The sequence below is a fragment of the Rhizobium sp. SG570 genome, from assembly GCF_012275345.1.
Classification (GTDB): Bacteria; Pseudomonadota; Alphaproteobacteria; order Rhizobiales; family Rhizobiaceae; genus Rhizobium; species Rhizobium lusitanum.
The window spans coordinates 86535-103814 of the sequence record NZ_JAAZQI010000002.1; the positions used below are offsets into that span (position 1 = coordinate 86535).

General features: G+C 59.4%; 18 protein-coding genes. 14 read left to right on the forward strand and 4 right to left on the reverse strand.

Annotated features, from left to right (window positions below):
• The first annotated feature begins 179 nt into the window (after window positions 1-179).
• Complete coding sequence (locus tag FHT28_RS04185; protein WP_037193849.1) at window positions 180-1247, forward strand: porin; 1068 nt, start codon at window positions 180-182, stop codon at window positions 1245-1247.
• A gap of 120 nt (window positions 1248-1367) precedes the next feature.
• On the opposite strand, the gene FHT28_RS04190 is transcribed toward FHT28_RS04185, so the two are convergent.
• Complete coding sequence (locus tag FHT28_RS04190) at window positions 1368-2261, reverse strand: alpha/beta hydrolase (RefSeq protein ID WP_047552768.1); 894 nt, start codon at window positions 2259-2261, stop codon at window positions 1368-1370.
• A 69-nt stretch (window positions 2262-2330) separates the two neighbouring features.
• Window positions 2331-4385, reverse strand: a complete 2055-nt coding sequence (locus tag FHT28_RS04195; protein WP_047552770.1) for a lytic transglycosylase domain-containing protein — start codon at window positions 4383-4385, stop codon at window positions 2331-2333.
• Between the two features lie 216 nt (window positions 4386-4601).
• Between FHT28_RS04195 and dapA the strand changes: the two genes are divergently transcribed.
• Together dapA and smpB are read left to right on the forward strand one after the other, a co-directional pair.
• Complete coding sequence (gene dapA / locus FHT28_RS04200) at window positions 4602-5486, forward strand: 4-hydroxy-tetrahydrodipicolinate synthase (RefSeq protein ID WP_047552772.1); 885 nt, start codon at window positions 4602-4604, stop codon at window positions 5484-5486.
• A gap of 139 nt (window positions 5487-5625) precedes the next feature.
• Window positions 5626-6105, forward strand: coding sequence for an SsrA-binding protein SmpB (smpB, locus tag FHT28_RS04205; RefSeq protein WP_034507847.1), 480 nt, complete (start codon window positions 5626-5628; stop codon window positions 6103-6105).
• A 71-nt stretch (window positions 6106-6176) separates the two neighbouring features.
• Here smpB and FHT28_RS04210 read toward each other — a convergent pair whose 3' ends face one another.
• Window positions 6177-6764 carry an NYN domain-containing protein gene (locus FHT28_RS04210; RefSeq protein WP_037193857.1) on the reverse strand — a complete coding sequence of 196 codons (588 nt, stop codon included), beginning with the start codon at window positions 6762-6764 and terminating at the stop codon, window positions 6177-6179.
• 310 nt (window positions 6765-7074) lie between these two features.
• Between FHT28_RS04210 and rpoZ the strand changes: the two genes are divergently transcribed.
• The 11 genes from rpoZ (at window position 7075) to recO (ending at window position 16330) form a co-directional block, all read left to right on the forward strand.
• On the forward strand, window positions 7075-7476 hold the full coding sequence (rpoZ, locus tag FHT28_RS04215; protein WP_034507844.1) for a DNA-directed RNA polymerase subunit omega: 402 nt from the start codon (window positions 7075-7077) through the stop codon (window positions 7474-7476).
• Window positions 7477-7576: 100 nt separating this feature from the next.
• On the forward strand, window positions 7577-9805 hold the full coding sequence (locus FHT28_RS04220) for a bifunctional (p)ppGpp synthetase/guanosine-3',5'-bis(diphosphate) 3'-pyrophosphohydrolase (protein ID WP_037193859.1): 2229 nt from the start codon (window positions 7577-7579) through the stop codon (window positions 9803-9805).
• A gap of 192 nt (window positions 9806-9997) precedes the next feature.
• Window positions 9998-10147: a DUF3563 family protein gene (locus tag FHT28_RS04225; RefSeq protein ID WP_080739544.1), complete on the forward strand. Its 150-nt coding sequence runs from the start codon at window positions 9998-10000 to the stop codon at window positions 10145-10147.
• Window positions 10148-10368: 221 nt separating this feature from the next.
• Window positions 10369-10959, forward strand: a complete 591-nt coding sequence (locus FHT28_RS04230; protein ID WP_047552780.1) for a DUF2062 domain-containing protein — start codon at window positions 10369-10371, stop codon at window positions 10957-10959.
• Window positions 10960-10999: 40 nt separating this feature from the next.
• Entirely contained in the window at window positions 11000-11404 is a 405-nt protein-coding gene (gene acpS, locus FHT28_RS04235) for a holo-ACP synthase (RefSeq protein ID WP_047552783.1), read from the forward strand.
• 115 nt (window positions 11405-11519) lie between these two features.
• Window positions 11520-12266, forward strand: a complete 747-nt coding sequence (gene lepB / locus FHT28_RS04240) for a signal peptidase I (protein WP_037193866.1) — start codon at window positions 11520-11522, stop codon at window positions 12264-12266.
• The gene (gene rnc / locus FHT28_RS04245; protein WP_037193868.1) at window positions 12263-12982 is read left to right on the forward strand and encodes a ribonuclease III; all 720 of its coding nucleotides are present in this window, start codon (window positions 12263-12265) and stop codon (window positions 12980-12982) included. Before lepB ends, rnc begins: the two co-directional genes overlap by 4 nt.
• 22 nt (window positions 12983-13004) lie before the next feature.
• The gene (gene era, locus FHT28_RS04250) at window positions 13005-13949 is read left to right on the forward strand and encodes a GTPase Era (RefSeq protein ID WP_037193870.1); all 945 of its coding nucleotides are present in this window, start codon (window positions 13005-13007) and stop codon (window positions 13947-13949) included.
• A gap of 85 nt (window positions 13950-14034) precedes the next feature.
• Window positions 14035-14787, forward strand: coding sequence for a Crp/Fnr family transcriptional regulator (locus FHT28_RS04255; RefSeq protein ID WP_037193873.1), 753 nt, complete (start codon window positions 14035-14037; stop codon window positions 14785-14787).
• A gap of 330 nt (window positions 14788-15117) precedes the next feature.
• Complete coding sequence (locus FHT28_RS04260) at window positions 15118-15492, forward strand: response regulator (RefSeq protein ID WP_037193875.1); 375 nt, start codon at window positions 15118-15120, stop codon at window positions 15490-15492.
• Window positions 15493-15550: 58 nt separating this feature from the next.
• Window positions 15551-16330: a DNA repair protein RecO gene (recO, locus tag FHT28_RS04265; RefSeq protein WP_113118324.1), complete on the forward strand. Its 780-nt coding sequence runs from the start codon at window positions 15551-15553 to the stop codon at window positions 16328-16330.
• Between the two features lie 96 nt (window positions 16331-16426).
• Here recO and FHT28_RS04270 read toward each other — a convergent pair whose 3' ends face one another.
• On the reverse strand, window positions 16427-17275 hold the full coding sequence (locus tag FHT28_RS04270) for an MOSC domain-containing protein (RefSeq protein WP_168595686.1): 849 nt from the start codon (window positions 17273-17275) through the stop codon (window positions 16427-16429).
• Between the last annotated feature and the right edge of the window lie 5 nt (window positions 17276-17280).

A 17280-nucleotide genomic window follows, 5' to 3' on the forward strand; every position in this document is an offset into this window, starting at 1 on the left:
AGTTTGTATCTGATATTGCTCTGAAAAAAACGATCTGTAGGTTCCAAACCGGAACCGAGACTCACTTTAGTCTCGGTTCTCCCAGATCAGGGGTCAACTTTGAACATCTAGGTGGGGTGGGGCGCGTCGTTTTTCGGCGTGATTTCTCATGCCTAATTGATATTGGAACTGGAGTTACTATGAACATCAAGAGCCTTCTTCTCGGCTCCGCTGCTGCGCTGGCAGCAGTATCCGGTGCTCATGCGGCTGACGCTGTCGTCGCCGCTGAGCCGGAGCCGCTCGAATACGTCCGCATCTGCGACGCTTACGGCGCTGGCTACTTCTTCATCCCAGGCACCGAAACCTGCCTCAAGATCGGCGGCCAGGTCCGTACCGAAGGCGGCTGGTACAACGCTTACAAGGCTGGTCAGGACCAAGGCGCCCGCGGCACATATTGGCATACCCGCGCTCAGCTGAGCATCGATACCGCAACGGACACCGAATACGGTCCGCTGAAGACCAACACGGTCTATCGTTGGGACTGGAATGACGGCAACGCCACCACCACCAAACTGCTCTGGGCCAATATCAGCCTCGGTGGTTTCCTCGTCGGTAAGGCCGATTCGGCCTACTCGACCTTCCTCGGCTACGCCGGCGACGTCATCAACGACGACGTGATCGAATACGGTATCAATGGTACCGACGAACTGAACCAGCTCACCTACAATTATGATGCTGGTAACGGCTTCACGGCTGTAGTCTCGGTGGAAGATTCCAACTCCGGTACGGGTGCCACGGGTGCAAACGGCGAAGACAGCTCTGACCACTATGCGCCGGACGTTGTCGCCGGTGCTGGCTACAAGGCTGGCGCTTGGCAGTTCCGTGTCGTAGGCGGCTATGACTCGATCGTTGAAGAAGGCGCTGTCAAGGCTCGCGTCGATGCCGACTTCGGTATTCTCTCCGCGTTCATCATGGGCGGCTACAACACCGACGGCAGCAAGCTCAACAAGTACGCTGGTGCTGGCGGCGCTGGTATCGGCTGGGGTGACTGGGCTCTCTGGGGCGGTGTTGGCGTTCCGGTCAACGACAAGCTGAAGTGGAACCTGCAGGTTGCTTATGACGACCTGAAGACCTTCTCCGCGACCACGAACCTCAAGTTCAATCCGGTCAAGAATCTACTCGTCGAGCCGGAAGTGACCTACACGAACTACGACTCCGTGAACAAAGACACCTGGGCCGGCATCCTCCGCTTCCAGCGCAGTTTCTAATTCGGTTCGCCGAATCGGATTCGATAAAACTTCTGATCAGACCTCCGATCAGAAAAAACTGGCCCGGTTTTCCCAACCGGGCCTTTCCTTTTGTGCAGTCCTGAATGGCCGAGGGTGCCGTCAAACCGCCGAGAGAAAAGACCGAATTGCATCTGGAATGTCGCCGAGATGCAAAATGGGGGCATGCCCTTGCCCGGTGGCGGTCTTGATGACGGTTCCTTGGTGACGGCTTGCCATTTCGGCGGTGGTAGCAGTTGTCAGAAGCTTTGAATTCTCGCCGCGAATCACCATCAGCGGTATGCCATGGAAGCCTTCGAACTGTGCCCACAGGTCAGGAAGCGGCGCCTCGAGATCAAGCGATTGCATCTGTGCCGCGATAGCGGGGTCGTAATCGGCAACGGGCTTGCCGTCGGTGAAAGCATAGATCGCGCGCGCCATATCCTGCCAGTCGCCGTCGCCGAGGGCGGTAAAGGCGCTGCCGTGATTCTGCCGCAGGATATCTACGGCTTCATCCCAATCAGCAGGTTTTCTGTCACGGTTAAGGTAATCGCGGATATCGACCAGCCCGACCTTTTCCAGGACAGGGCCAATATCGTTGAGAATGACCGCTTTCAGGACATCCGGGCGGCTGGCCGCAAGCATATGCAGCACGAGACCGCCGCGCGACGTACCGATGAAGATGGCCTCTGGGATATCGAGGGCTGCGCAGACGGTCAGCACGTCCTGAGCTTCGACGGCAAGATTGTAGTGAGATTTGTCCGCATCCCATGCGGATGAACCGCGTCCGCGAGCGTCGAGCGTAATCACCCTGCGGGGAACCGTGGGGTCCCGCGACAGAAGCAGGGCCAATTGGTGGAAGTCCCGGGAATTGCGCGTCAGCCCCGGCAGGCAGATGACGGGCGGTCTCGCCAGATTTGCTGATTGCCCGCCGCCATAATCCCGGGTGTAGAGCTGCAGCCCGTCCGGGGCTGCTATCGTTCGGGCAATGAAGCCGCTTTGATCGTCGCTGCGCATGCACCGTGCCTCGTGCTTGGGATGTAACGTCATTTCCGCAGCATGCACAACCGTGGTTGTGGCTTCGGCTTAGCCGCGACCGCTGACGAGATCGTGCACGATGTCGGTCTTTTGTCCGAGGCGTGCCTTGTAGACCTGATAGTTCTCCATCACCCGTTGGACATAGTTGCGGGTTTCGGGGAAGGGGATGCGTTCGATCCAGTCGATGACATCGTCCAGCGACTTGCCGCGTGGATCGCCATAGCGGCTGATCCATTCCGGAACCTTGTTCGGACCGGCATTGTAGGCGATGAAGGTGAGGATATAGGAACCGCCGAACGTGTCGATCTGCTCGCCGAGATAGTGGGCGCCGAGTGTCGCGTTATAGCCGGCATCCTGCGTCAGCTTATCGGCGGAATAGGCCATGCCGTGTCGGCCGGCGACGGCCTTCGCCGTCTTCGGCAAAAGCTGCAGCAGGCCGCGCGCATTGGCCGAGGAGACGGCAGCCGGATTGAAGGCGCTCTCCTGCCGGGCGATGGCATAGGCAAGCGCCTTGCCGGAGCCGGAAATATTGGCATTGTTCGGGATGACGCCGATCGGGAAGGCCAGTGCCGCCACATCGACGCCGCGGCCATAGGCGATCTTGCCGACCTGCAGCGAAAGCTGATGGTTGCCCGAGCGCTCGGCCTGCGCCGCCAGCATGGCGATCTCGCCTGGGCTTTGCAATTGCTTCGCTAGCGCCCGGTAGAGTGCCTCGGCGCGCCAGCCATGTCCCGCCGCCTCCAGACGCGAAATGGCCTGCACGGACTCGCGTGCCTGGAAGCGTTGACGGTCCTCGGTCGAAGGCGATGGATAGGAGACATTCAACGTCTGCCGGCCAAGTTTCTCTGCCGCAAGCTGGCCGTAGAATGTGCTCGGGTAGGAAGCAGCCTTGGCATAGAAATCGCCGGCCTTGCCTGGTCCGCCGCCTTCGGCCGCACGGCCGAGCCAGTACCAGGCGCGAGACTGCGAGATCGGTCCATTCGAAACCTGCAGGATCTTGCGGAAATGCATCGCCGCAGTTGCGCCGTCCTGCAGGCCGCGCAATGCATACCAGCCGGCGTGGAATTCGGCCTCGCCGACATCCTGCGGGCTTTCCGCAACATTGGCGTCGACGACGCCATAGGCGGCCTTGAACTCACCCTGATCCACCAGCCCGCGGCTGACGATGCGTTGTTCGTTCCACCATTGGCCGGGATCGACGAGCGCGCTGCGGTCGCGCGGCATCTGCGCCAGAAGGTTGGCGGCATCGTCATATTTGTTCTGGCGGCGGAGGTTTTCGATCCGCATGAAAAGATAGGCCGGGTCCTTGCGCCATTGCGCATCCATGGCTGCAATCAACCCATCGGCCTTGGCTGAGTGATCATTGACCGCTGCCCACGCTTTGTAGAGCGATTGGGCCTTCCCGAGATCGCCGAAGCGCTTCGCTTGCGCGGTGCGATCGCGGTAAAGCAGATAGTCCATGCGCGCCTTGTGATCGGCAGACGACAGCAGGCCGGAGAATTCCGCGAGGATCTTGTCCTCGAAAGGCTTGTCCAATGCTTCGTTACGCCAGATCTTGCGGATCAGCTTGGCAGCTTGCGCCGAGTTGCCGCGCGCGACGAGCGCGCGTGACAGGATCACCGAGCCTTCGACAGTTTCCGGCTGGGTGTTGCCGAATGCGGCAAGGATTTGATCCGTCGGCGGATTTTCGGTGTAGAGCGCCCGTTCCGAGTTGCCGCGCAGGCTGCCGAGCCCAGGCCACCCGACAAGCTCGCGGGCGGCGGCGGCAATCTCGCCGGAGGGAATGCCCGGCTGACCCGACGTGGCGATCGCCCAGGTCAGAATATGGCGGTCGAGCGTGCCTTCGCCCAAGCCGTTGCGAATGGCAAGCGCCTGCATGGGGTTCTTGTTGGAGAGTGCGTCGAGGCCGGCCTTCAAGTCGCCGTTCACGGGTGCAACGGCAGGGCCGCGCGGGATCGAGGCGGTGCTCATCGGATCGGGCATCGCCATGGCCACATCGGCGCTGCCGCGGGTCGATGTCTGTTCACCGGGAAGCTGCGAGGCAAAAGCGCCCCATGCGACCGCCAAGCCTACAGCGGTCCAGATCGTGACAGGTCTCTTCATCCGGCTACTCACAAAACTATCAGGCCCCTTCCATTTGCCAAATGCTATATTAACGAAACCTTACCGGGGTCCGAATTTCAATCAATTATCATATCGGAAACTGCCCTTCACCATTCAAAGCGTGCTTGTCGCCGTCAAGCCGGCGCTTTATGGTGCGCGGATTCATAACCATGGATTGCGGCTGAAGCATGAAAGCAGCGCCGCTAGGAGACTTGCATGTTCCAGGGGTCCATTCCCGCACTCGTTACGCCCTTTACTGACGCCGGCAAGGTGGATGAGGCTTCCTTCGCCTCACATGTCGACTGGCAGATAAAAGAGGGTAGCAGCGGCTTGGTGCCTGTGGGCACGACGGGTGAATCGCCGACCCTGTCGCATGAGGAGCACAAGCGCGTCGTCGAGCTCTGCATCGAGGTGGCGAACAAGCGTGTTCCGGTCATGGCGGGTGCCGGCTCGAACAACACGCGCGAAGCGGTCGAGCTTGCCCAGCATGCCGAGAAGGTCGGTGCCAACGCGGTTCTCGTCGTCACACCCTATTACAACAAGCCGACGCAGAAGGGCCTCTATGCTCATTTTGCTGCCGTTGCGGAGGCGGTGAAACTGCCGATCTACATCTACAATATTCCGGGTCGGTCAGTTGTTGACATGACGCCGGAGACGATGGGCGCGCTTGCCAAGGCCTACGCCAATATCGTCGGGGTGAAGGACGCGACCGGCAAGATAGAGCGTGTCTCCGAGCAGCGCATCACCTGCGGCCGTGATTTCCGCCAGCTTTCCGGCGAGGATGCAACGGCACTCGGCTTCAATGCCCATGGCGGCGTCGGCTGCATTTCGGTAACGGCCAACGTTGCGCCGCGCCTTTGCGCCGAACTTCAGGCGGCGACGCTTGCCGGCGACTACGCCAAGGCTCTGGAATATCAGGATCGCCTGATGCCGCTGCACAAGGCCATCTTTATTGAACCGGGACTTTGTGGCGCTAAATACGGTCTCTCGCGCCTCGGCCGCATGAGCCGCAACGTCCGCTCGCCGCTGCTCTCGACCTTGGAGCCGGGTACGGAGGCGGCAATCGATGCGGCAATGCGCCATGCCGGCCTGCTGAACTGAGCGTATAGCAAGCGTATCGCTGGAATCTCCGCCGGGCCGCTCTCTTCACAAGGAGGGCGGTCTCGCCTATTTAGGGTACAGGAACTTGGCGCGCCGACGGCTGCCGCCGGAATGACATAAGAAAAGAAGAAGAAAAATCATGGCCCCCAAAGGCAGCCAACGCGTAGTCAACAAGATAGTGGCGGAAAACCGCAAGGCCCGCTTCAACTACGAGATCATCGATACCTATGAGGCGGGGATCGTGCTGATGGGCACGGAGGTCAAGTCCTTGCGCGAAGGCAAGGCCAACATCGCCGAATCCTACGCTTCGGACGAAGGTGGCGAGATCTGGCTCATCAATTCCTATCTGCCGGAATATCTGCAGGCGAACCGCTTCAATCACGAGCCGCGGCGCCGCCGTAAATTGCTGCTTTCCAGCCGCGAGATCGGCCGGCTGCGCTCCGCCATCAATCGCGAGGGCATGACGCTGGTCCCGTTGAAGATCTATTTCAACGACAACGGCCGCGCAAAGCTGGAACTGGCCCTCGCCAAGGGTAAGAAGTTGCACGACAAGCGCGAATCCGAGAAGGAGCGCGATTGGAATCGGCAGAAGAGCCGGCTGTTGAAGGACAACCGGTAAGGGCGGCGGCAGGCCAGCGCGGGGCATAGGTCAGGCATGGCCGACAGGTGCCGGCGAAAACCTTGCCGGCTCTATTGCTCGTCGGCATCCGTTTGCGCATGGCTTACCTCGGCCGAACGCTGAGGGCGCTCCGACGGTTCGCGTCCGATTTCAGCTTTCAAGGACACGAGATCGATGAAATGATCAGCCTGACGACGCAGGTCGTCGGCGATCATCGGAGGCTGGGTTGCCATGGTCGAGATGACCGAGACCTTGCGGCCACGGCGCTGCAGCGCTTCCACCAGGGTGGTGAAATCGCCGTCTCCGGAGAAGATCACCAGATGGTCGACGGTTTCCGATTGCTCCATGGCGTCGATCGCCAGCTCGATGTCCATGTTGCCCTTGATCTTGCGACGTCCCATGGAATCGGTGAATTCCTTGGCCGGCTTGGTGACGACCTTGTAGCCGTTATAATCAAGCCAATCGATCAGCGGGCGGATCGAGGAGTATTCCTGGTCTTCGATAAGCGCCGTGTAATAATAGGCACGCAGCAGATATCCGCGTTTCTGAAATGCTTTCAGAAGCTTACGATAGTCGATATCGAAGCCGAGGCTCTTCGATGCAGCGTAAAGATTGGCGCCGTCTATAAAAAGGGCAATTTTTTCGCGTGGGTCAAACATCGCTTACATATCCACTGTTACAAAAATGCATTATTTTTTCAAAGTGAAGCTAAAACAAGGCCTTGTATGGCATTGCAGAATAATTCGTATTACTTTATGAATTATTCATATAATCGAGATTTAGGGCACGAAAGGCGATATTCCAAGCAATCTTAGGTAGAACTAGCTATTTGTCTAGGGGAATTTTAGCACCTTCTGGGATGGCGCGAGAGCACTCAAACAGGAAAAACTTGAATTTGCCTTCGTTTGCTTGTATCGGCGTGTCTACTCCGAGACATGATGACGACATCACGACCGCAAAGGACAGGCAATGGCCCGTGTCACAGTAGAAGATTGCATTGATAAAGTTGAGAACCGGTTCGAGCTCGTGCTGCTCGCCAGCCACCGCGCCCGCCTGATTTCGCAAGGCTCCTCGATCACCATCGATCGCGACAACGACAAGAATCCCGTCGTTGCGCTGCGCGAAATCGCCGACGAGACCCTGTCTCCGGACGATCTCAAGGAAGACCTGATCCACTCGCTGCAGAAGCATGTCGAGATCGACGAGCCCGAGCCGGATCCGGCAAGCCTGCTGGCGACCGGCGGCGCTTCCGCCTCCAGCGACGAGGAAGAAGATCTCCCGGAAGCCGTTACTTTCGACCAGATGTCGGAAGAAGAGCTTCTGGCGGGCATCGAAGGCCTGGTTCCGCCGGAAAAAAGCGACGATTACTGATCGTTGAGCTTGATGCTCCAGGCAGGAGCGATATGATGAGGGGATGCGTGCGCCGGTCATATGACTGGCGCGCTTTTGTTTTGGCGGGAGTAGCTTTGGAATGATGCGGCAATACGAGCTTGTTGAGCGCGTGCAGAAATACAAGCCCGATGCCAACGAAGCTCTGCTCAACAAGGCCTATGTTTATGCGATGCAGAAGCATGGCCAGCAGAAACGTGCCAGCGGCGATCCCTATATTTCCCATCCTCTCGAAGTTGCTGCCATTCTGACGGACATGCGTCTGGACGAGTCGACCATCGCGGTCGCTCTCCTTCATGATACGATCGAGGATACGACGGCGACGCGCGCCGAGATCGACGAATTGTTCGGCGAGGATATCGGCCGTCTGGTCGAAGGCCTGACCAAGATCAAGAAGCTCGATCTCGTCACCAAGAAGGCGAAGCAGGCGGAAAACCTGCGCAAGCTGCTGCTCGCCATTTCCGACGACGTCCGCGTGCTTCTGGTGAAACTCGCCGATCGCCTGCACAATATGCGGACGCTCGATCATATGTCGCCGGAAAAGCGCGCCCGCATTTCCGAAGAGACGATGGAAATCTATGCGCCGCTTGCCGGCCGCATGGGCATGCAGGATATGCGCGAGGAGCTGGAGGAGCTGTCCTTCCGCCACATCAATCCCGAGGCGCACGATACCGTCACCAAGCGCCTGGAAGAGCTGTCGCGGCGCAACGAAGGCCTGGTCAAGAAGATCGAGACCGAACTGCGTGACCTGCTGGTCGCCAACGGCCTTGCCAATGCCATGGTCAAGGGCCGGCTGAAAAAGCCCTATTCGGTCTTCCGCAAGATGCAGTCGAAGTCGCTGTCCTTCGAGCAGCTTTCAGACATTTACGGTTTCCGTCTTCTCGTCGACGATATTCCGTCCTGCTACCGCGCGCTCGGCATCGTGCATACGCGCTGGCGCGTCGTTCCGGGCCGCTTCAAGGACTATATCTCGACGCCGAAGCAGAATGACTACCGCTCGCTGCACACGACGATCGTCGGCCCCTCCAGTCAGCGCATCGAACTGCAGATTCGCACCAAGCGCATGCATGAGATCGCCGAATTCGGCATTGCCGCCCACACGCTCTATAAGGACGGCACCAGCACCAGTACCGGCAACAACGGCGACGGCGAGCTCCTGTCGCGGGAAAGCAATGCCTACTCCTGGTTGCGTCATACCATCGAGGCGCTGGCCGAGGGCGACAGCCCGGAAGAGTTCCTCGAGCATACGAAGCTCGAGCTGTTTCAGGATCAGGTCTTCTGCTTCACGCCCAAGGGCAAGCTGATTGCCTTGCCGCGCGGCGCCACGCCGATCGACTTTGCCTATGCCGTCCACACGAATATCGGCGACACCACGGTCGGGGCCAAGATCAACGGCCGCATCATGCCGCTGGTCACGCGGCTGACCAACGGCGATGAGGTCGAGATCATCCGCTCCGGCGTGCAGGTGCCGCCGGCCGCCTGGGAAGAGATCGTCGTGACCGGCAAGGCACGCGCCGCCATTCGCCGCGCCACCCGGCTTGCCATTCGCAAGCAATATGCCGGCCTCGGCCATCGCATTCTGGAGCGTACCTTCGAGCGTGCCGGCAAGGTCTTCTCGCGGGAAGCATTGAAGCCTGCCCTGCATCGTCTCGGCCAGAAGGATGTCGAGGATGCCATTGCTGCGGTCGGGCGAGGGGAAATGTCGTCGCTCGACGTTCTGCGCGCCGTCTATCCCGACCACCAGGACGAACGCGTGACCGTCAAGCCCGCCGGCGACGAGGGCTGGTTCAATGTTCACAGTGCCGCTGGGATGATCTTCAAGATCCCCGGCAAGAACAAGGCCGATCTCGCCGACGGCGCCGATGCGCCGCCGATCCGTGGCCTGGCAGCCAATGTCGAAGTGCATTTCGCACCGACGGGCGCCGTGCCCGGCGACCGCATTGTCGGTATCATGGAAAAGGGCAAGGGCATCACCATATATCCGATCCAGTCGCCGATCCTGCAACGGTTCGACGATGAGCCGGAACGGTGGATCGATGTGCGCTGGGATCTGGACGAGGCCAACAAATCCCGTTTTACCGCCCGTGTCCTCATCAACGCGCTGAATGAACCCGGGACGCTCGCCAAGGTCGCGCAGACCGTTGCCGATATCGACGTGAACATCCGCATCCTCAACACGGTTCGCGTTGCCGCCGATTTCACCGAGATGGCGTTGGATGTCGAGGTCTGGGATCTGCGTCAGCTCAACCAGCTTCTCGTGCAGCTCAAGGAACTTGATTGCATCGCGACGGTGAAGCGGCTTTACGAGTGACATCGGCCGCCGCCGCTGTCGATCCAGTGCAGGCTGCATATTTTGTGATCATTTTATGACCAAATTCGAGCGGCTTTCTGGATAGGTATGCACTGAACGCATTGCTGTGTCTATTTTAGAGCGGTGGTAATTGACCTCCGTCCAGCCTATCTTCTGGTCATCGAAGAAACGAAACAAAGATGAGAGAAGACAATGTTTAGCCCGATCAAGAAATTCGCCCGCGCCCTGCGTGTTCCGAGTGTTGAAGAACGCGAAATGGCTTATCTGAACGGCTCGCACGACCGTTTTGACCTTGAATATCGTCAGCGTCAGGTCGACCGCGGTCTGTTCCGCCAGCGTTAATAGCTGTTAATACTTTCAAGACCAGGAGGGGCGCGCCATTGTTGCGCCCTTGGAGCAGTCGCCAACTTGCGATAATGCTTCCAGAAAATGTCAGGGCGTTCTCTTTCCTGCCCCTGAACAGGTGACGCTCCCAAAAAGGGCCGCACTTTCGGTTCTTAATCAGCGCGTGATATGCTTGGCCGGTCTTGTCATGACGGCCCCCAGTGCACTAGATAAGCCGCATGCTGTTTCGTCGCCGAAAACCACTGACACTGAAAGAAAAACTGCGGGAGCACATTTGGCCCCGCAAGGGTTTCCTTCGTTCGTTCCAATATTTTGGTAAGCGTCTCGTCCGCCTTGCCGCCTCGCCGCACTCGGTTGCGGCCGGTTTTGCGGCGGGTATCGTCGTGTCCTGGACGCCGTTCATCGGCGTGCACTTTGTGATGGCGATCATCATCGCCTATCTGATCGGCGGCAACGTCATCGCCTCCGCCCTCGGCTGCCTGGCAGCCGGCAATCCTATTACCTACCCCTTCATCTGGGCCTTCACCTGGGAAATCGGCCATCTGATCCTGGCGCGCGACAGCGGCGGTCAGGGCGGTGGCAGCATCGATCTGCCGGCGTTGTGGCACAAGGGCGATCTCCTGCAGATTTGGGACCCGGTTTTGAAGCCGATGCTGATCGGCGGCATTCCCCCGGCGATCGTTTCGGGCGTGATCGTCTACGCTCTGACCTATTATGGCGTGAAGACCTTCAAGACGCGCCGCAAGGAGCGCCTGATGGAGCGTGCCCGCGAGCGCCTGGCGCTTGTCGACAACGCGTCGAGCGTTTGACGAAGCCCGACTGCGCCCCGGCCGGCTGGAGGGCCTTCTCATGATCATCGGGATAGGCAGCGATCTCATCGATATCCGCCGCGTCGAAAAGACGATAGAGCGCTTCGGCGTCCGCTTCACGGACCGCTGTTTCACCAAGATAGAGCGGGCCAAATCCGAGCGCCGCAAGAACAAGGCTGCCTCCTATGCCAAGCGCTTTGCCGCCAAGGAGGCCTGCTCCAAGGCGTTGGGTACCGGTCTGGCGCAGGGTGTCTTCTGGCGCGACATGGGCGTCGTCAATCTGCCGAGCGGCAAGCCGACGATGCAGTTGACCGGCGGGGCAGCCGAAAGGTTGGCCGCCATGCTGCCGGCAAATCATCGCGCCGCCATTCATTTGACGATAACGGATGATTTTCCTCTTGCTCAGGCCTTTGTGATCATCGAGGCGCTGCCGATGGACGGCTGAATCGCCACCGGATGTCGCTTTTGGCACCGGTGCCATTGCCGCCGCGATATGAAGCGGGTAGAGAGTGCCTGAATGGAAGTTGCGCCGGTGGGGTGCGAAAAAGGAATAAGACTGCGTGTCCGAGAAAGCCGTAAAACAGCAGAACGCCCTGTGGGAAAACATCAAGGTCATCGTTCAGGCGCTTGTCCTGGCCATGATCATCCGCACGGTTCTATTTCAGCCATTCACCATTCCGTCCGGTTCGATGATGCCGACGCTGCTGGTCGGCGACTATATCTTCGTCAACAAGTTCGCCTATGGCTACTCGAAGTATTCGCTGCCGTTCTCGCCGGACGTGTTCAGCGGCCGTATCCTCGGCAGCGAACCGAAGCGCGGCGACGTCGTGGTTTTCCGCTTCCCGCCGAATCCGGATGTCGACTATATCAAGCGTGTCATCGGGTTGCCCGGCGACCGCATCCAGGTGAAGAACGATATTCTTTATATCAATGGCCAGGCCGTGCCGCGTGAGCCGCATGGCACGTTCTCGTCGGATTACAGCCAGGAGCCGGGCGACAATATCCCCGTCTACAGCGAGCGGCTGTCGGATACGGGCAAGGTCTACGACACGCTGGATCTTTCGCCGAATTCGCGCGGCGACAATACCCAGGAATACGTCGTCCCGGCTGGGCACTACTTCATGATGGGTGATAATCGCGACAATTCCGACGACAGTCGCTTCGATGTCGGCTATGTGCCGGCTGAGAACCTGATCGGCCGCGCCAGCATCATCTTCTTCTCGCTTGGGCACGACACGTCGTTCCGCGAGATCTGGAAATGGCCGACCAACATGCGTTGGGATCGCCTCTTCAAGGTTGTCGAATGACGAAAGTGCAGACGCTTTCGCAGGCGGATCGTGCCAAACTGGAATCTGCGATAGGCTACGAATTCGCCGAAAGGGAACGCCTCGATTGGGCGCTGACGCATGCCAGCGCCCGCACGCAAAAGACTGATAACTACGAGCGGCTGGAATTTCTCGGCGACCGGGTTCTTGGCCTGTGCATCGCCGAGCTGCTGTTCAAGACGTTCGGGACGGCGACCGAAGGTGAGCTTTCTGTGCGCCTCAATCAGTTGGTCAGCGCCGATACCTGCGCCGAAGTCGCCGATGAAATGCAGCTGCATCTCTATATCCGCACCGGCGCCGACGTGAAGAAGCTGACCGGGAAGCGCATGCTCAATGTGCGTGCCGATGTCGTCGAAAGCCTGATTGCAGCGCTTTATCTGGATGGCGGCCTCGAAGTGGCCCGCAAGTTCATTCTGCGTTATTGGGAGCGCCGCGCGGTTCGGCCCGATGGCGCAAGGCGCGACGCCAAGACGGAATTGCAGGAATGGGCGCATGCGAAATTCGGCGTCACCCCGGTCTACAGGGTTGATGATCGCAGCGGACCGGATCATGATCCCCGCTTCACGGTGACCGTGGAAGTGGCGGGAACGGCGCCCGAGACAGGAATAGAACGCTCCAAACGCGCGGCTGAACAGGTTGCGGCGACGCGGATCTTGGAGCGCGAAGGTATATGGCAGCCTCAGTCGACTGAGAAATGACTGCCTGGAAACGACGGAAAAGATGACCAATCAGCAAGACACGCCCGCCGACGACGGCGCGGTTGAACAGACCGGTCCGACCCATTCGGGTTTCGTGGCCCTCATCGGCCCGACCAATGCCGGCAAGTCGACGCTGCTCAACCGGCTCGTCGGCGCCAAGGTTTCGATCGTCAGCCATAAGGTGCAGACCACGCGCGCGATCGTTCGCGGCATCGCCATCCACAACAATGCGCAGATCGTTTTCATGGATACGCCCGGCATCTTCAAGCCGCGCCGACGTCTCGACCGCGCCATGGTGACGTCCGCCTGGGGCGGCGCCAAGGATGCCGATCTCATCATGCTGCTGATCGACAGCGAGCGAGGATTGCGCGGTGACGCCGAGGCCATTCTCGAAGGGCTGAAGGAGGTTTTTCAGCCGAAGATCCTCGTTCTCAACAAGATCGACCGTGTCCGCCGCGAGGACCTGCTGGCGCTTGCCGCCGCTGCCAATGAGAAGATCGCCTTCACGCAGACCTTCATGGTATCGGCCGAAAACGGCTCCGGTTGCGACGATGTTATGGACTATCTGGCAAAGACCCTGCCGGAAGGGCCTTGGTATTATCCGGAGGATCAGATCTCGGATCTGCCGATGCGTCAGCTCGCCGCCGAAATTACCCGTGAAAAGCTGTTCCTGCGGCTCCACCAGGAGCTCCCTTACGCCTCGCATGTCGAGACGGAAAAGTGGGAAGAGCGCAAGGATGGCTCTGTTCGTATCGAGCAGGTGATCTACGTCGAGCGCGAAAGTCAGAAGAAGATTGCGCTCGGCAAGGGCGGTGAAGCGATCAAATCGATCTCCACCGCATCGCGCAAGGAACTCTCCGCGATCCTGGAGCAGCCCGTGCATCTCTTCCTCTTCGTGAAGGTGCGCGAGAACTGGGGAGACGACCCCGAGCGCTTCCGGGAGATGGGGCTGGACTTCCCGCGTTGATGGAACTTTGCTTCGCTGAGTGCTTTATATTGCAGCAGCTTATCGGGCTTGCCGCTTGAGCTGATGCAACTCAGGGAGGCGATCCATGGCGAAGGCCGCGACGATGCATGGGCAACGAACGCCATGCCAACAATGTCCGTTGAGGTCTCTCCCGCATTTTCGCGAATTCGACCGCGATGAGCTGAATTTCATCAGCAGTTTCAAGAAGGGCGAGCTTCTCGTCGACGCGGGCGCCACGATTTTCCTCGAAGGTGCGCACAGCGCCCACCTCTTCACGATCCTGTCCGGCTGGGGTTTCCGTTACAAGACGCTCGAGGACGGCCGCCGGCAGATTCTCAACTATGTCATGCCTGGCGATCTCGTTGGCTTGCAGGGCTCGATCATGGGAGAGATGCAGCACTCCACCGAAGCGCTTTCGCCGATATCGCTCTGTGTTTTTGAACGCACGGAATTGATGACGCTCTACAATTCCCATCCGCCTCTTGCCTTCGATCTGACCTGGATTGCGGCCCGGGAAGAGCGAATACTGGATGAGCATCTGCTGAGCATCGGACGCCGGTCGGCAATCGAGCGAGCAGCCTATCTGATCGCCTACCTGTATCAGCGCGCCAGCGCCCTTCGGCTGTTCAATGGCAGCAAAGTCATTCCGATCACGCAGCAGCATGTGGCCGACACACTCGGCCTTTCCGTTGTCCATACCAATAAGACATTGAAAAAACTGGCCGAACGCGGGCTGATTCTCTGGCAGGAGCGCGGATGCAACGTTCTGGACGTGAAAAAGCTCGCCGAAATCGCCGGTTGGGACGGGCTTGATTCGGGCAAGCGGCCCTTCATTTGAAGGCAATTCATTTCGTCGGCGACATGTCTTTTTTAAATGTCGGCGGCAACTGTATCAGCATAGATTACTATCACCGTCACTTTTCGACCAGTTTCACCTTTTACTAACCCCGGCAGCAGAAGCGATTGGAGCATGTTGACGAGCCCATAGTGCCGCATTGCAAAAAGTGCGAAGCGGTTGAGAGGCGAGGTCATGTCACAAGGGACCGAGCCAGCACGGATGGGGAAAACCATCCATTCAATACGGGCCGATGATTGGCGCCGGAGGGATAGATGTGGACTTATTTACGGGGGGCGCCGCTTGGCGCACACACGCAGGGATGGCGCTGATATGACATTTCAGCGCGTTCTTATTCTCGAAGACAATCTCATTATTGCGATGGAGGCGGAGGAAATACTGCGTCTTGTCGGGATCGAGCAGGTGGAGATTGCCTCGAATCTGGAACAGGCGGTCAACGCCATTCATTCCGATACTTATGATTTTGCTATGCTGGACGTCAATCTCGGGGAGTCGACAAGCTTTGGCTTTGCCCGGCTGCTGGCCGAGCGCGGCATCGCCTTCGGTTTCGTCAGCGGCTATTCCGATACGCTCGATTTCCCGCCGGACCTGCGGCATGTGCCGCTTTTGAACAAACCTTTCGATGAGCAGTCCATGCGCCTCTTTGTCGAAAGGCTGACAGCGGTCGGCAGATCTTCCGCCATGTGACAGCCGCAGCTATTTGTCCTAAACTCGAATCGCGAATTCTTTTGGGGCAGACCAGCCAATGCAATGGCAGGACCACGCAATCATCTTGGGCGTCAAGCGTCTTGGCGAGACCAGCGTCATCGCCGAAGTGATGACGCGGTCGCGCGGCCGGCATATGGGCCTGGTGCGAGGAGGCCGGTCTCGTACCATGCAGCCGGTGCTGCAGGCCGGTAATCTGGTCGAGGTGACCTGGCGGGCAAGGCTGCACGAGCATCTCGGCGAATTTCGCATGGAGCCGATTGCATTGAGAGCAGCGCGGCTGATGGAAACGGCGACCGCCGTCTACGGCGTGCAGGCGATGGGCGCCCTGTTGCGGCTGCTGCCGGAGCGGGATCCACACCCGCACCTTTACGATGCGCTCGATGTCATCCTGGAAAACCTGGAGAATCCCGCCGATGCCGGCGAGCTTTTCGTGCGTTTCGAGCTCGCGGTGCTGAACGATCTCGGCTTCGGTCTCGATCTGACCGAATGCGCGGCGACCGGCATACGCGAAGACCTGGCATTCGTTTCGCCAAAGACCGGGCGCGCCGTCTGCCGTGCTGCAGGTCTGCCGTGGGCCGACAAGATGCTGGTCCTGCCGCCTTTCCTCACGATCGGGGCCGTCGTCGCCGCGGATAGCGAAAGCCTGGCCGCCGCTTTCCGTCTGACGGGTTTCTTCCTGCATCGCCATGTCTATGAGCCGCGCGGCATACAGATCGCCGCAGCGCGCGAGGGTTTCATTCAGGCGGCGCTGAAGGCGGTCAATTCCGTTGCGTTGGATGATACGACTGCCTCGCCAGTTCTCATCGCAAAGCACTGAAAAGCGGGCTGTGCGCCCGTGGCGCGATTCCCAGAGCAATTCCAGGAAAAGTGCGCAGCGGTTTTCCCTCCGGAATTGCGTAAAAAATGAACTGCGCTATCGCCGCTTGAAGGCCCAACCCTCCGGCCGTTCCTCGATGACCGTCACCGCATCGCCGATCTTGACCGAGCCTTCGCCGCGCGGCACGACATTCCAGCCGAACAGGGGACCGGGAACGCGGCGATCGGCGGACATGCGGACGCGACCCATGGCGGGCATCGGGTTCGGCCCGTCGCGGGAGCCGGTCTTCTGATCCTGCGTCGTCATGATGCAGCGCGCGCAGGGCTTGACCAGATCGAGGCGGATGCCGCCGATCTCGATCGTCGCCCAGCGGTCTTCCGGCCACGCCTCGTCGCAATCGATGACGATGTTCGGACGGAAGCGCTCCATGCCCACAGCGCCTTCGCCATGGGCAGCAAGATTGGCATTGAGCGCCTTCAGCGAGCCGGTTGTGGTGACGAGGATCTGGTATCCATCCGAAAAGGTGACCGGCGTATCGTCGCCCGCCCATTCCGGATTGGCGGCGCGCTTGGCAAGCCCGTCGAAGAACACCATCTTCACGTCGCGCTTCAGCCAGTCGGACAGGGCCTTGTTGGTTTCTTCATCGGCAACCGATGCGCTGACGGCCGATTTCCAGACGATGACGTCCATGCGATTGTCGGGGTGCTGCGGCGGCACGATGATGTCGGGCTTGCCCTCCATCTTCAGGCGCAGGTTGGAGGGGCCGGGCTGGATATCGATCTGCGCAAGCGCCTGCAGCTCGCGCTGGGTAATGAAATGGCCGGAGGGATCGACCAGCATGGCACGGCGATCATCAGTCAGCCCGAAGGCGTCGATGGCGGCCGATGGAATGGCGATGCCACGCGCGCTCTTGAGCGGATAAATAAAGAGATCGCTGACCCGCATGGTTT